Annotated in this window: 14 protein-coding genes and 2 tRNA genes; 10 read left to right on the top strand and 6 right to left on the bottom strand. The window is 71.1% G+C overall.

The genetic code is table 11. The features are described 5' to 3' along the window. Positions 1 to 9: 9 nt before the first annotated feature. Complete coding sequence (locus GXW74_RS00870) at positions 10 to 639, bottom strand: Hint domain-containing protein (protein WP_211844376.1); 630 nt, start codon at positions 637 to 639, stop codon at positions 10 to 12. Between the two features lie 700 nt (positions 640 to 1,339). Here GXW74_RS00870 and GXW74_RS00865 point away from each other — a divergent pair. The 8 genes from GXW74_RS00865 (at position 1,340) to GXW74_RS00830 (ending at position 8,418) form a co-directional block, all read left to right on the top strand. Beyond that, positions 1,340 to 2,389, top strand: a complete 1,050-nt coding sequence (locus GXW74_RS00865) for a sigma-54 interaction domain-containing protein (RefSeq protein WP_246522708.1) — start codon at positions 1,340 to 1,342, stop codon at positions 2,387 to 2,389. Positions 2,390 to 2,433: 44 nt separating this feature from the next. After that, a complete protein-coding gene (locus GXW74_RS00860) occupies positions 2,434 to 3,801 on the top strand; it encodes a transporter (RefSeq protein WP_211844375.1) in 1,368 nt (455 codons plus the stop codon). Between the two features lie 571 nt (positions 3,802 to 4,372). Beyond that, positions 4,373 to 5,728 (top strand): hypothetical protein, encoded by a 1,356-nt coding sequence (locus GXW74_RS00855; RefSeq protein ID WP_211844374.1) that lies wholly within the window; start codon positions 4,373 to 4,375, stop codon positions 5,726 to 5,728. 86 nt (positions 5,729 to 5,814) lie between these two features. Then, positions 5,815 to 6,150: a hypothetical protein gene (locus GXW74_RS00850; RefSeq protein ID WP_211844373.1), complete on the top strand. Its 336-nt coding sequence runs from the start codon at positions 5,815 to 5,817 to the stop codon at positions 6,148 to 6,150. A 5-nt stretch (positions 6,151 to 6,155) separates the two neighbouring features. Beyond that, positions 6,156 to 6,941 (top strand): C39 family peptidase, encoded by a 786-nt coding sequence (locus tag GXW74_RS00845; protein WP_211844372.1) that lies wholly within the window; start codon positions 6,156 to 6,158, stop codon positions 6,939 to 6,941. Between the two features lie 19 nt (positions 6,942 to 6,960). Further along, positions 6,961 to 7,611 carry a hypothetical protein gene (locus GXW74_RS00840; protein WP_211844371.1) on the top strand — a complete coding sequence of 217 codons (651 nt, stop codon included), beginning with the start codon at positions 6,961 to 6,963 and terminating at the stop codon, positions 7,609 to 7,611. Then, on the top strand, positions 7,608 to 7,931 hold the full coding sequence (locus GXW74_RS00835; protein ID WP_211844370.1) for a hypothetical protein: 324 nt from the start codon (positions 7,608 to 7,610) through the stop codon (positions 7,929 to 7,931). Before GXW74_RS00840 ends, GXW74_RS00835 begins: the two co-directional genes overlap by 4 nt. A gap of 16 nt (positions 7,932 to 7,947) precedes the next feature. Then, positions 7,948 to 8,418 carry a hypothetical protein gene (locus GXW74_RS00830; RefSeq protein WP_211844369.1) on the top strand — a complete coding sequence of 157 codons (471 nt, stop codon included), beginning with the start codon at positions 7,948 to 7,950 and terminating at the stop codon, positions 8,416 to 8,418. Between the two features lie 349 nt (positions 8,419 to 8,767). Here the strand turns inward: GXW74_RS00830 and GXW74_RS00825 are convergent. The 5 genes from GXW74_RS00825 to GXW74_RS00805 all read right to left on the bottom strand — a co-directional run bounded on the left by GXW74_RS00825 (position 8,768) and on the right by GXW74_RS00805 (position 10,972). Continuing rightward, positions 8,768 to 8,844 (bottom strand) — tRNA-Arg (locus GXW74_RS00825). Positions 8,845 to 8,878: 34 nt separating this feature from the next. Next, positions 8,879 to 9,202 (bottom strand): ETC complex I subunit, encoded by a 324-nt coding sequence (locus tag GXW74_RS00820; RefSeq protein WP_211844368.1) that lies wholly within the window; start codon positions 9,200 to 9,202, stop codon positions 8,879 to 8,881. A 21-nt stretch (positions 9,203 to 9,223) separates the two neighbouring features. Further along, a tRNA-Pro gene (locus GXW74_RS00815) sits at positions 9,224 to 9,298 on the bottom strand. 44 nt (positions 9,299 to 9,342) lie between these two features. Next, complete coding sequence (locus GXW74_RS00810; protein ID WP_211844367.1) at positions 9,343 to 9,837, bottom strand: DUF192 domain-containing protein; 495 nt, start codon at positions 9,835 to 9,837, stop codon at positions 9,343 to 9,345. A 7-nt stretch (positions 9,838 to 9,844) separates the two neighbouring features. After that, positions 9,845 to 10,972 carry an acetoin utilization protein AcuC gene (locus GXW74_RS00805; RefSeq protein ID WP_211844366.1) on the bottom strand — a complete coding sequence of 376 codons (1,128 nt, stop codon included), beginning with the start codon at positions 10,970 to 10,972 and terminating at the stop codon, positions 9,845 to 9,847. 149 nt (positions 10,973 to 11,121) lie between these two features. Between GXW74_RS00805 and GXW74_RS00800 the strand changes: the two genes are divergently transcribed. Further along, complete coding sequence (locus tag GXW74_RS00800) at positions 11,122 to 12,534, top strand: AAA family ATPase (RefSeq protein WP_211844365.1); 1,413 nt, start codon at positions 11,122 to 11,124, stop codon at positions 12,532 to 12,534. A 100-nt stretch (positions 12,535 to 12,634) separates the two neighbouring features. After that, complete coding sequence (locus tag GXW74_RS00795; protein WP_211844364.1) at positions 12,635 to 14,563, top strand: tetratricopeptide repeat protein; 1,929 nt, start codon at positions 12,635 to 12,637, stop codon at positions 14,561 to 14,563. The last annotated feature ends 115 nt before the right edge of the window (positions 14,564 to 14,678 follow it).

The raw sequence follows: 14,678 nt of genomic DNA, 5'->3' as shown, positions 1-14,678 counted from the left end.
CGCGCGGCGTCAGCCGGGTTCGGGCAGCGGTGGCGCGGGCGGCGTCACCGGAGCGAGCGGCGATCCGGCGAGGCGGTCGCGCAGCGTGCCCGCCGCGACGGATACCAGCGCCGCGGCGGCAGCGGGCGGCGCGGGCAACGGAGCCAGGCCGAGCACCTCCGCCCGCCAGGACAGCAAGGCGCGCAGTGCGCCGTCGGGCTCTCTGCGCGGGGCGCAGGGCGGCGCATCCGCCGCCGGCGCGGTTTCCACCGCGGCCCCTCCGGCCAGCACGGCATCGTGGGCGGCGAGCACGAGGTCGATCGCCTCGAGCGGTGCGTCGGGCGCCTCCCACAGGATCCCGTATCCGTCCACCAGCTTTCCGGCCGCGATCAGCGTGCCGTCCAGCAGCAGGGCGTGGCGCGGCGGCAGCAGCAGGTCCTCGTGCGGTGCGCCGTCCGTGAGCGCGCTCGCGCGGATGCGGATGACCGGCCCCTCGATCCGGACGCGCCTGACCTCGACCACGGTCTGGAATGGGGCCGCCCCCCCTGAGACGGCCAGCACCACGGCCCCCGGCGCCAGGTCCTCCACCGCCGTGGGGCCGGACGGCGTGAGCACCAGGGTCCCGATCGGCAGGCCGCGAGGGGGCGAAGCGTCGGTCACGTGTTCTCCTCGCGGCGGGGCAACCTGCCGGCAGGGTCGGGCGGAGCCGGGCGCGGGTCAACCGGTCCAGCCGGTCGCCGGCGATGCGCCGTGCATCGCGCCGCCATTGCGATCACCCTTGGAGCCCACGGGCGGGGCGGCGCAGCGGCAGCCTGCATGGCGCCCCACCTTGCCAGTGCGGCCATCGAGGAACCCCGCGGCCGAAGCCCTGCCGCGGGCGCTAGTGGAAGCAACATAAACTCTTAGGCGAAATTACATGATATGCCTCAAGAATAGATATGGCGCCTTCGCGTTGCTCCTTGAAATCCGCCAAGACGCCTGGAATGCGTGCCTCACCCGACTACGCAATTATCTCACAACGCTTGTCATCTCTCTCAAACGAACCAGTCTTTTTTTTGATGGTTGCATCACGTCGCCTTGAGGTGATCTGCTCCCGGAAATCGTACCGGGATGGTCTCGGTCTGGTCGTCCGCGTGCTGTGTCGCACCTCACGGCGTCGCACAGGTTCACATGCGATTGATGACAACCCGCGCCATCGGGGACGGAGACGCCGTCGATGCCGACGAACGAAGCAAGGTCGTTCGCTACACCGCGTGAGGGTGCCGGGTCGGCGCACCTCGACGCCGCGCTTGTCGCCCAGCTCCCCCGGGCAGAGCTGGCGGAGCTTCTTGTCGGAGCAGCATCCCGCGATCGCGCGCTGATGGGCGCCCTGGTCAGGGCGCTCGAGACGCGGCGGCAGGAGGCGGCGACCGGCGCACCGGGCCTCTACCCCACCGAGGCCGAGCCCGTCGGGGGCGACAACTTCATGGTGGGCTCGAGCCCCGCCATGCTCGAGGTCTTCGAACGCCTGCGCCGCTTCGCCACCGTGGACGCGCCCGTCCTCATCACCGGGGAGAGCGGCACGGGCAAGGAACTCGCGGCCCGTGCGATCCACGAACGCTCGGCGCGCGCCGCCGGTCCCTTCATCGCGATCAACTGCGCGGCCCTGCCCCTCAGCCTCGTGAACTCGGAACTCTTCGGCCACGAGAAGGGCGCCTTCACCGGCGCGGTGGACCGTCGGATCGGGCACATCGAGCTCGCGCAGGGCGGAACCCTGTTCCTCGACGAGATCGGCGACCTGCCTGCGGAGATCCAGGGGCACCTGCTGCGCTTCCTCCAGGACCGCACGATCACCCGCCTCGGCGGCCGCAAGCCGATCCCGGTCGATACGCGCATCGTCTCGGCGACTCATGTCCCGCTGCATTCGGCCATGCAGGCCCATCATTTCCGGGAGGACCTCTTCTATCGCCTCGCCGTGCTGACCGTGGAAATGCCGCCGCTGCGTGCCCGGAGCGGTGACATCGACCTGCTTGCGCGGGTCTTTCTCGACCGCGTGGCGCGCGACTTCGGGCGGAACGTCGAAGGCTACGAGCCGGCCGCATTGCAGGCGATGCGCGACTACGCCTGGCCGGGCAATGTGCGCCAGCTCATCGCCGTGATCCGCCGCGCGGTCGTGATGTCGCAGGGCCGGATCGTGCGCCGCGAGGACCTCGTGCTGGACCCGATGCCGGAGGACGCCATCGCGGAGCGCCCGGCGATGCCGCCGCGCCGCGGCCGCCCGCGCCCGGGTTCGCCCGAGGAACGCGAGGGGCTGATCGAGGCGCTCTCGCAGAGCGGGCACTGCGTCGCCCAGTGTGCACGCCGTCTCAAGGTTTCGCGCGTGACGCTTTACCGTATGCTGGAACGCAACGGACTCGCCGCGCGCCGCTGACGGTGCCGGCAAGGGGCCGAGCGGGGGTGAGGAGGACGGCGGGAATGGCGACCACGGGGATTCGGCCGGGCTGGCCCGGTGCCGCGACACTGATCGCCGGCGCGCTGATGCTTCAACCGCCGGGGGCTCTCGCCCAGGGCGCCTCGGCCGACGAACTGCGACAGTTGCGGGAGATGTTCGAGCGCCAGCAGCGCCAGATCCAGGAGCAGGCCAACCAGCTCTCCCGGCAGCAGCGGCTGATCGACACCCAGGCGCGGGAAATCGACGGGCTGCGCCAAGCGGTGGGCGCTCCGCGGCGCCCGCCCCGCCCGACCGCCGCGCGACCGGCGGGCGAGGACCAGGCCGTGGTGCAGCCGGCACCCGCCCCGCCGCCGACCGGAGGGCCCGCCGCGGCGCGCGACGGCCAGCGCCCTTCGACCGCCGCCGAGGCCGAGGCGGCACGCCGGCAGGAGCAGCAGCGCGTCCTCGCCACCGACCCGACGCTCGCGCGCGTGGGCGGCATCCTGACGCCGCGCGGCTCGATCTCGCTCGAACCGGAGATCAACTACCTCTACTCGCAGAACACCGTGGCGGCGGTGAACGGCTTCTCCATCATCCCCGGCATCACCTTCGGCACCGTCGACATCCGCCGCGACATAGAACGCGCGACCGTCGCGGCGCTCACGCTGCGCTACGGCATCACCGACCGGCTGGAGGTGAACGCGCGCTTCCCCTACGTCTACCGCAGCAGCACGATCCAGACCGCGCCGGCGGACATCACCGCCTCCCCGATCACCGTCGGCCCGACGGGCAGCGGCATCGGCGACATCGAGTTCGGCGCCAGCTACCAGATCAACGCGGGGCAGCAGGACTGGCCGATCTTCATCGCCAACCTCCGGGTCAAGAGCGACACCGGCCGCAGCCCGTTCGAGGTGCCGATCTACACCGTCAACGACCCGCAAGGCGCCTTCCTGCGCGGGCTCGCGCGGGAACTGCCGACAGGAACAGGCTTCTGGTCGGTCGAGCCGGGGGTCACCGTCGCATGGGCCACCGACCCCGCGGTGTTCTTCGGCGGGTTGCGCTACATCTGGAACATCGGGCGGACCGTGGACGTGCAGGATCCGGCGGGCGGACCCTCGACCCCCACCGACCTCGATCCGGGCGACGGCATCGGGATGAATTTCGGCGTCGGTTTCGCGCTCAACGAGCGCACCTCGCTGAGCCTCGGCTACGAACAGGTCTGGGTGTTCTCCTCCAGCGCCGGCGGCAGCCGGATCGCAGGTTCTGGCCTCGATATCGGCAGCTTCAATTTCGGCCTGTCCTACCGGGCCTCCGAGCGGGTCAGCTTCAACCTCGGTGTGCAGATCGGCACGACGGAAAGCGCCCCGGCGGCACGGCTCATCTTCCGCGTGCCGATCCGCTTCAGCCTCTGAGGGCGGCCGCGCGAGGCAGCGGCCTCCACGGAGCCGGGCCTGCGGCGCGTCGCGGCGCCGCGGCGGGCCTGCGCGCCACACAGGGCGCCGAAGGCTGTTCGCGCACGTCCGCCGCCCCCGCAGCCTCGCCCGATATCGCCGAGCCTTGCCGATGAGGACATCAGCAAGGCGAACGGCATCGCGCGCAGGGCTGGTGTGGCGGCTGCGCGCCGATCAGCGCGCGCAGGGCTGGTGTGGCGGCTGCGCGCCAGACCAGGACCCTCATGCCGGATCAGCCGACAGGCTGGCCGGTACGAGACCCGGCGAGGCAGACAGGGGCCGGCACCGGTCGGGGCGGCGCGGCCACGGCGAACCAAGCGTGGAAGACTGTGGCCCGCTCGGCGCCGCGGCGACGACCGGCGCAAGCGCGCATGGCCGCTGCGGGGCCGGTGTCAGGCCGGCAGGCGCGGCCTGCGACGAGAGGCCTGAGATCACCAATTTGTGAAAACGAGCGCCGCCTGCGCTGCGTGATTAATTCGTAAATGATACGTTAACGCTGACAACTTCGTGTTTACGCTTTTCGCCCAGGCCGATGATGATCCCGGCCGGTTTCTCGCGCCGTGGTTTCCAGGCGCCGCCGTGGCGACGCGGCGCCTCCCGCAAACCCCCGGAAAACCTGGCCTTCGCGGACCGCGCCCTGGCGCTGCACCCCGTGGCACAGGCGTTGCGTTGCCCATGCCTGCGCGCCGGAGGCGTGCGGGAGAACGTCAGCCCTTTGCAGCGATGCGGAATGCGTCGTTCCCCCGCCCTGCCGCCACGCGACGGTCGATCCGCGCCGGCGGGTGGCCGCCCACAACAATCGATCGAAGGGGTAAACGGCATGCGCAAGCTTCTTCTGGCCACCGCGGGCCTGCTCGTCGTGAGCGGCGGCGCCTATGCGGAGGGGAACCGGCGGGATGACCGCCGTGGCGGCCATCACAGCCAGCGGACGATCGAGGACTACTACGCCGCGGCGCTCGCGGTGAACATCGGCGACGTCAGCCGCAACCGCGCGGGCACCCGCGATGATCATGGCGCACGGGTCAACATGACCGGCGGCTTCAGCGGCATGCGCGGCGTCGCCAACGTGAACCAGAATGCCGGCGCCAACAGCGCACAACAGAACGCGGTCGCGGTGGCCTACATCGAAGGCTGCGAATGCGTCGTGCAGGAAACCCCGCGGAACGGCCATGGCCACGGTCGTGGCGGCAGCTTCGGTGACGCGAACGCCAATGCCGTCGCCGCCAATGTCGGCACGGTGGGGGGCAACAGCAGCCAGAACGGCGAGGAAGGCCGGCGCGGGCATCATGATGGTCCGAGCCGTCGTGGCGGCCATGGCCACGGTGGCGGCGGCGGCGGCGTGGCCACCGTCGACATGGATGGCTCCTTCGCCACTGCGACGGGCGTGGTGCAGGTGAACCAGAACGCCGGCGCCAACAGCCTGCAACAGAACGCGACCGCCGTGGCGGCCGTGGATCAGATCCAGGGCCAGCGGCAGGACCGCGACGCCTGGGCGATCGCCGCGAATATCGGCGCCGTGGTTGGCAACTCTTCGCGCGACTATGAACACCGTGCCGCGGCCACCATGGATGGCGCCTTCCGGGGCTTCATCGGCGCGGCCAACGTCAACCAGAACGCAGGGGCGAACAGCGCCCAGCAGAACGCGACGGGCCTGGCCGCCATCACGTACTGCAACTGCGCGCAGGAAGACCTCTCCACCACCATCGCCGCGGCCGGCAACTTCGGCAGCGTCGCGTACAACCATGCTGGCGCGAGCGGCGGTGCCGCCCGGGTCAGCCTGACCAATTCCTTCAACGGCCTGACGGGCGTGGCGCAGGTGAACCAGAACGCCGGTGCCAACAGCCTTGGCCAGAACGCGGTCGCGATCGGCGCGATCTACAACCGCTGATCCTTCGGCATGAACGCGCCGGCGGCTTCGGCCGCCGGCGCGACCTGCGTGCAGTGACCGAGTGCATCTCCGGAGGGAGGAATTCCATGATCAAGGCCATCGCGGCAGCGACGCTGACCGTCGCGGTATTTGCCGGGCAGGCCATCGCCTCCGAACCAGCGCGCCTGCCCGACCGCTTCGCCGGCCTTGCCCCGCTCGGCGCCGAGGAACTCGCCGCCGCCACGGGACGCGCCGGGCTCGACGCCGAAGCCGCCAACCAGGCGCTGCTGCAGGGCAACCAGGTCGGCGCCAACAGCGTCACCGGAGGCAACACCATCTCCGGCTCGCTGAACGGCAACGCCGGCGTCACGACCGTGTTCCAGAACACCGGCAACAACACGGTGTTCCAGGCCGCGACCAGCATCAGCATTTCCGTCCGCTGACGGCGATGCGGCGCGAACGGGCGCGAGCCATGCGGTTCATTGCGGCCTTGCTCGGCTTGCCGCTGCTGCTGCTCGGCTGCGGGGCGGCGCGCACGCCGGCCACGGACGCCACCGGCACGGCACCGATCGGCGTTCCACTTACCGAAGCGACGACAGGTGGCCCGAACCTTGCCGTTCCGATGGCCAGCATCCGGGCGCGCCGCTTCGCCCGCACCATCCGGCAGCGCTTCGACTTCTCCTGCGGCTCGGCCGCGCTCGCCACGCTGCTCACCTACCACTACGGCGTGCCGACGACCGAGGACGAGGTGCTGCGGAGCATGATCGATCGAGGGGATACCGAGCGGATCCGTACCGCCGGCTTCTCCCTGCTCGACATGCAGAACTACCTTACCGGCATAGGCCTGCGCTCCAACGGCTACCGCCTGCCGCTCGATCGCCTGGCGCAGGCGGGTGTGCCGGCGATCGCGCTGATTGACACCAACGGCTACCGCCATTTCGTCGTTGTGCGCGGCGTCAGCGGAGACCGGGTGTTGCTCGCCGATCCCAACCTCGGCACGCGGAGCATGCCGCGCGTCCGTTTCGAAGAGAGCTGGAACGGCGTCCTCTTCGTCATTCTCGACCGTCCGGAAGTCGGCCAGGCCAGCTTCAATCTCGCGCAGGACTGGGGTGTGCGGCCCCGGGCGCCGGGCGAACTGGTGCGCGACGCGATGGACCTCAATCAACGGGGATTCGGCATGCCGCCGCCGATCCTCTATAATAGCGGCCAGCCACCCGTACGCTGGTTCTTCTGACCCGGAAGGAGAGCGATCGATGTGGACATCACGCCTCTTCGGCGCTGCCGCCTTCAGTCTGGCGCTGACCGGCACCGTCCCGGCCTCGGCGGGAAGCCCCGGCGAGGGGCCGCGCGATCTCTTCGCGTTCTACGCGGGTGGTCTCGGCCTCGGACTCGGGCAGCAGCCGGCACCGGACCTCGCGCCCGCTGCGCCGGCGCTCACCCTGGCCGCCGCGCCGCTTGCCGCAAGCGAACTTGAGGAGATGCGCGGCGGCTTCGCCCTGCCCGGCGGGCTCAGCGTGGCCTTCGGCTTCGACATCGAAACGCGGCTCGGCGGCGCGATCGTGCAGCGCCTGACCCTGCCGCAAACGATGATCACGGGCGGCGGCCCGACGCCGGTCGTGCAGGTGACCGATGCGCATGGCCATACCGGCGCACTTTCCCTCAGCCAGGCGACGCCGACGGTCGTCACGGATGTGCTGAATGCCGGCGCGACGCGCGTGACGACGCAGATCGGCGGTGGCGGCGGCGTCGTCGGCATCCTGCAGAACAGCGCCGACAGCCAGGTCGTGCAGCGGCGGACGGAAATCGGCATCGACGTCACCGGCCTGCGCGGGATGCTGAACAATGCATCCACGCGGACGATGCTGCAGAGCGGACTTAACCGGCGCGAGAGATTCGGCCGATGAAGGGCCGGATCACCTCGACGCTCGACCTGCTGCGCGGCATGGCCGCGCTGATGCTGCTCGCCGCCGGGCTGGTCCAGGCCGGCCCGGCGCGCGCGCAGGATGCGGATCGCTCCGTGCTGCCGATCAGCGGGCTTGAAGGATTGGTCCCGCTGGATCCGCTGACGCTGCGCAGCATGCGCGGTGGCCAGCTGACGCACCCATCGACCACGGCGCCGCGCACCGGGCCCAGCATCAGGCTGTGGGACGAGATCGCCCGGCCGCCGCGCCCGCCGCTGCCGCAGGACGGAATAGTCACCTCCACCTCCCGCGCGTCGAAGTGAACGGAGCCAGGAATCCGTGAGAACGAACATCGCAGCCTTTCCCGCCGGCTTCCTGCTTCTCCTGGTCGCGGGCTGCGCCGCCGTGCCGGAGCCGGCAAGCGCGCCTGCGCCCGGTGCCGCCGCATCGCGCGACGTGCCGCAGGTGGTCGGTGGCCGGCGCCTGACCGGCGCCGAGTTCCGACAAATGGTGTTCGGCAATACGCTCGACCGACGGCTTCCGAATGGCAGCCGGCTGCTCGTGTACATCGCCGCGGACGGGTCCCAACGGCTCCGCCTCACCGGGGTGCAGGGCCAACGCGCAAGCGATCGCGGCACGGTTTCCATCCGCGGCGACGAGGTCTGCTCCCGCTGGGAACGGATCGCCGGCGGGCGGGACACCTGCTTCGCCTATTTCCAGCTCGGCCAGTCCCTGGTGGCGATCGACGTCGAGGGCGAGATCTCCCCGACGCGCTTCGAACTGCAGCGCGGCAATCCGGAAGGCGTATAGCGTCCTGCCCGCGAGGCCTGCTGCATCTGCTGTGAAGGAAGCCGACAGGCGGGCCACGGAGAACAAGGCCAAGTGGCCCGGGAACAATGCCCGCCGGACTTCGGAATCAGGGCAATGGGGCGGCTTCGGATCGCCCGGCAACCGGCAGGAGGCCGAGCCGGCCCCATGGAGTCGCCTCGCCGGGGCGCGCCGCCGGGCGGGACAACGGGGACAACGACCTTCCACGTGGCGAACGCGGCCAAGCCCATCCGGGAATCGGACGAACCCGCACGGTGTGGGAGCCATCCTCGGAGCCGGACGAGGCTCCGACGGGACCATTTTGTGAATTCAATAGATGAGCCGCATGAATTGGCGCGCCCTGAGGGATTCGAACCCCCGACCCACGACTTAGAAGGTCGTTGCTCTATCCAACTGAGCTAAGGGCGCCCGGCGCGCTTCTACCACGCCTCGGCCGCTTCGGTCAGTGCGACCAGTTCTCGGCCCGGCCGAAGCGGAAATTGTCGGCATAGACCTTGGGCGTCATTGCCGGGCGCGCCGCCTCGGGCTCCGCCTCGTAGGAGATGCCCTGCCTTTCGGCGTAGGCGATCGCCTCCTCCCGCGTGTCGAAGCGCAGGCGGAGCTGACCGTGCATGTCGCCCGAGCCGACCCAGCCGGTCAGCGGGTCGAGCCGCTTCGCCTCGGCCGGCGCATACTCCAGCAGCCAGCCCTGCGCCTTGGCGCGGCCCGACTGCATGGCCGACTTGGGCGGCTGGTAGATGCGGGCAAGGCCCTTCTGCTGCGACATCGAACCGGTTCCTGCATGCCATCGGGGCGGCGGGATTCGAACCCACGACCTCCTGTACCCAAAACAGGCGCGCTAGCCAGGCTGCGCCACGCCCCGTCGCGGCGCACCCTATGGAAGGGGACGCTCCCGGGCAAGCCGCCTCAGGGCGCCGTCCCGAAGATGCGGTGCAGCACCCGGTCGCCGGCCCGGATGTCCAGCCGCTCCGTCACCCCGGCGGCCAGTTCCAGGGTCGCGCGCACCGGTCCGTTGCTCGCGACCGTGGCGAGGGATTGCGGCACGGTGCGCTCCGCGATGCGGTGGATGCGCCCGTCGGCGGCGATGAACACCATGTCGAGGGAGGCAATGGTGTTGCGCATCCACATGCTGCTCTCGCGCGGGGCGCCCCAGTCGAACAGCATCCCCTCATCCGGCTTCACGGAGGGGCGGAACATCAGGCCGATCATCTGCTGGCTCGGGTCGACCGCCATCTCCACCGTGAAACCGTGCCGGCGCCCGTCGCGGGTGACGATCACCAGCGGCTCGGTCGGCAGCCGCGGCTGTGGCGCATCCACCCCCGGCTGGGCCCGCAGCGCCTCGGGGCGCAGGGCAGCGGGGACGGCGGCGGCGGCGGCGAGGAACGTGCGGCGGAGCATCATGCCCGCCTCATGCCACGGCGCCGGGGGCGGCGGGAAGCTCCGCCAGCGCCGCCGCCGCGGCCCGCCGCACCACCGCCCGCACCACCCCCGGGCGCGGTGCGTCGGCCAGTGTGGTGAACCAGTGCTCCGGCGGGTTGCGCCCGGCGGCACGGTGGAAGTCCAGGTCGCGGAGCACCGCCTCGGCGGCCGGCGGCAGGCGATCCGGCAACTCGCGTCCGTTCAGCCGCCCCCAGATCCCGGCCCAGCAGCGTGCCACCGACCAGGGATTGTATCCGCCACCCCCGAGCACGATCAGCCGGGGCGCCGCCCCCATCAGCACGTCCACCACCGCGCGATGCGCGTTGTTGGACAGCGACAGCCGGGCCAACGGGTCCTCCTCCAGCGCATCCGCGCCGCATTGCAGCATGATCGCCTGTGGGCGGAGATGGCGGATGATCGGCAAGATCGCCTCATGCAGTACCCACAGCATCTCGCTGTCGTTGAAGCCGGCGGGCACCGGGATGTTGCGCGCATGGCCGCCGGCGCGATCCGCGACACCCCCGGTGAAGGGCCAGCGCCCATCCTCATGCACCGAGAGGGTGAAGACGCCCGGGTCGTCATGGAAGGCGTCCTGCACCCCGTCGCCATGATGCGCGTCGATATCGACGTAGAGGATGTTGGTGAGGCCGGACGCCTGCCACTCCATCAGCCCGAGCACCGCGTCGTTCAGGTAGCAGAAGCCGCTCGCGCGGTCGGGCCGGCCGTGATGCGTGCCGCCGCCGGGGACATGGACGATCCCGCCATGGCGCGTCAGCCGCGCCGCCAGCATGGTGCCGCCCGCGCTGGTCGCTGGGCGGCGGAACACTTCGGGATAGACCGGATTGCCGTCGGCGCCGATGCGGTAGCGGGCGCGGTCCTGCGGGCTGACGTCCTGCGTCGCCTCCGCCCGCCGCAGCGCCTCGATGTATTCCGGGAGGTGGAAGCGCATCAGCGCCTCGGGGCTCGCCATCGGGCTGTCGCGGTATTGCTCCTCGGGCAGCCAGCCCAGCGCGCGCACCAGGTCGAGCATGGCGGAGACGCGCGGAATCGCCAGCGGGTGCTTCGGCCCGTAGCTGGAGTGGCGGTAGATCTCGGAACCGATCAGGAGGGCAGCCATGGCGCTGCCGCGAAGCATGCCGCGCCGCGCCCGGCGCGCAAGCCTGTCGGAGCGATGGACCGGCGGGCGCCACCCGGATAGCGTGCACACGAATCCGAGACTCGCCGCGCCCTGCCCGCGCGCCACGACCCGGTAGCCGGAGACACGCCTTGCGTTTCAGTGACCTGCTTGTCGCCCTCGAGCTGCTGTCCCGCCACGATGTGAATGATGCGCTCGAACGCCAGTCCCTCAGCGGCCGCCCGCTCGGCGAGGTGCTGGTCGAGATGGGCCTGCTCAGCGCGCGCCAGGTCAACGAACTGCAGGAGGGCCTGCCCGCCCCGCCGGACAACCTGGCGCAGCTCGGGATCGAGGCCCGCATCGTCTTCGACATCCTGGTCAAGTTCCTCAGCACCGCCGGCCACGGCACCACGGCGAGCATCGCCGAGACGCTGGCGATCTCCCGCCGGCTGTCGAGCGTGCTGATGGAGCAGGCGCGCGCGCAGGGCATCGTCGAGCTGAAGCCCGGCATCGTCGCCGGCGAGCTGCGCGTCGAGCTGACGCCGCGCGGCCGCTCGATGGCCGTCGAGGCCTTCGCCAGCAACGCCTATATCGGCCCCCTGCCCGTCTCCCTGAACGCCTATTCCGAGAGGGTGCGGCAGCAGACCATCCGCAGCGAGACCATCGTGCCGCAGCAGGTCGCCGAGGCGATGGAGCCCCTGGCCATACCGGAGGGGCTGCTCGCCAAGGTCGGCATCGCCGCCAATTCCGGCCGCTCGATGCTGCTCTACGGTGCGCCGGGCAACGGCAAGACCTCGATCGCCGAGCGCATGGTCCGCATGTTCGGCGCCATGGTGCTGGTGCCCCATTGCTTCGAGGTGGGCGGGCAGATCGTGAAGGTCTTCGACCCCTCGGTGCATCGCCGGCTCGGCGCCGCGACGGACCGGGCGACCTCCTCAAGCCTCCTCGCCGACGAGTTCGATCCCCGCTGGGTGGCCTGCCGCCGCCCCTTCGTCGCGGCCGGCGGCGAGCTCAGCCTCGACATGCTCGACCTGAAGTTCGAGGAGACGGCGCGCTTCTACGAGGCGCCGCTGCACGTCAAGGCGATGAACGGCGTGCTGCTGATCGACGATTTCGGCCGCCAGCTCGTGCGCCCCGAGGCGCTGCTGAACCGCTGGGTGGTGCCGATGGACCGGCGCATCGACTTCCTCAAGCTGCACACCGGCCAGTCCTTCCAGATCCCCTTCGACCAGTTGCTGGTCTTCTCGACCAACCTCTCGCCGCGGGACCTGATGGACGGCGCCTTCCTCCGCCGCCTGCCCTACAAGATCCACGTCCACGGGCCGGACGAGGCGGAATTCGCGAGACTCATGCTGGCCGCGGCCGAGGAGCGCGGCGTCGCCTATTCCGCCCAGGCCATCGCCTGGACGATCCAGCGGATCAGGACCCACGGCACCGCCCTCGCCTTCTACCAGGCGACCGAGATCCCCCAGCAGATCGCCGATCTCTGCGCCTTCCTCCGTCGCCCGCCGATCGCCGACGAGCAGACGATCGACTTCGCGCTCGGCAACCTCCTGGTGGATTGAGCCCGGCCCCGGCGCCCTTTACGGCAAGGCGGCCGCCTGCCTATCGGTGCCGGCAGGGGCGCCGCCACGGCGGCAGGCGGCGAAGGAGGGTCGGATCGACATGACGGCATCGAGGCCCCAGACAGGCGCCGGGCTCAACGCGCTGCTCCAGCAGGCCATCGCGCTGCATCGCGGCGGGCGGCTGAAGGAAGCCTCGGCGCTCTACGACCGCATCCTCAAGGCAGTTCCGGGCCATCCGGAGATCCTGCATCTCCAGGGCATGGTCGCGCTGCAGAGCGGCCGGCCGGCCGAGGCGCTCGCGCTGATGGATCGCGCGCTGCGCGCCAATCCGGACCTGGTGGCGGCGCACACCAACCGGGGTGCGGCGCTGCGCGCGCTGAAGCGCCACGAGGAGGCGCTGGCAGCCTATGACCGCGGCGTCGCGCTGCAACCCGGCGACGCGCAGGCGCATTCGAACCGCGGCAATACCCTCGCCGATCTCGGCCGCTGGCCGGAGGCGCTGGAGAGCTTCGACCGCGCTCTCGCCCTGCGCCCCGCTGCCGCCGAGATCCACAGCAACCGCGGCAACGCCCTGCGTGCCCTCGGCCGCTGGGACGAGGCGATCGCCGCCTATGACCGGGCGATCGCGCTCGATCCCGGCTATCCTGGCGCGCACAACAACCGCGGCAACGCCCTGCTCGCGCTGCGCCGCTGGGAGGAGGCGCTGGCGAGCTACGACGCGGCGCTCCGGCTGCGGCCCGACTTCGCCGAGGCGGCGACCAACCGCGGCAATGCCCTGTCGGCCCTGCGGCGGGAGGAGGAGGCGCTCGCCAGCCATGACCGCGCCATCGCCCTCCGCCCGGATTTCGCCGAGGCGCACGGCAATCGTGGCCAGGTGCTGTTCGAGCTGGGGCGCTGGGAGGAGGCGCTCGCGGCCTGCGACCGCGCCATCGCGCTGAACCCCGCGCTCGCCGATGCCCACAACAGCCGCGGCAACGCCCTGCGCGAGCTGCGCCGCTGGCCGGAAGCGGCAGCGAGCTTCGACCGCGCCATCGCGCTCCGCCCCGGCTATGCCGAAGCCTACTGGAACAAGAGCTTCGGCCTGCTGCTCAACGGCGAGTTCGAGGAAGGCTGGCGCCTCTACGAATGGCGCAAGCGCAAGCGCGACGCGATCGCCAACCGCTTCCCGGACCGGCCGACACTCACGGGGGGCGAGGAGGTCGCGGGCCGGACGGTCTTCGTCTGGTGGGAACAGGGCCTCGGCGACACCATCCAGTTCGCCCGCTATGCCCTGGCGCTGCGGGACCGCGGCGCGCGCGTCGTGCTCGCGGTGCAGGAACCGCTGACCGCGCTGTACCGCCAGCTCGAACCGGGCATCGAGGTGATCGGCAGCCAGGAGGCGCCGGCGAGCTACGATTGGCAGGTGCCGGTGATGAGCCTGCCGCTCGCCTGCGATCCGCGGCGCGAGGCCATTCCCCATCCCGAAGGCTACCTGCGCGCCGACCCGGTGCTGCGCGCGGCGTGGGAGCAGCGCCTCGGCCCGCGCCGGCGCCCGCGCATCGGCCTCGCCTGGCGGGGCAATCCGGCGAATCGGCACGACCCGGTGCGCTCGATCCCGCCGGAACGGCTCGCGCCCTTGCTCTCCCTGGATGCGGACTGGGTCTACATCCAGAACGATATCCGGCCGGCCGACGAGGAATTCGTGCGCGCCGCCACGGGTCTGCGCTTCTTCTGCGAGGATCTCCGCAGCTTCGCCGACACCGCGGCACTGATCGAGGCGCTCGATCTGGTCGTCTCGATCGATACCAGCCTCGCGCACCTTTCCGGCGCGCTGGGCCGGCCGACCTGGGTGATGCTCTCGGCCGCGGCCGACTGGCGCTGGGAGACCGAGGGCGAGTCCTGCCCCTGGTATGCGAGCGCGCGGCTGTTCCGCCAGCCGCGCCTCGGCGACTGGGACAGCGTCGCGGCCCATGTCGGCCGGGACCTGGTGGCGCGTTTCCCTGGGGAACTCGGAGGCGCCGAAGGATTCCGATCAGGCGGAACCGCCTGATCGGGTGATGCTGCCGGCGACGCCAGCGACCGGGCGGTTGCCGTGGGCCGATGCGAGAATGGTCTCCCGAGGCCCTCCCCGCCGGCGGACCGCCCGGCCCGCGCATCCTCGCAGC

Origin of the sequence: Neoroseomonas eburnea, assembly GCF_018129005.1 — a bacterium.
GTDB classification, from domain to species: Bacteria; Pseudomonadota; Alphaproteobacteria; order Acetobacterales; family Acetobacteraceae; genus Neoroseomonas; species Neoroseomonas eburnea.
Note: the sequence above shows the minus strand (reverse complement) of the source record. Positions and strands in the feature narration are given on the sequence as shown.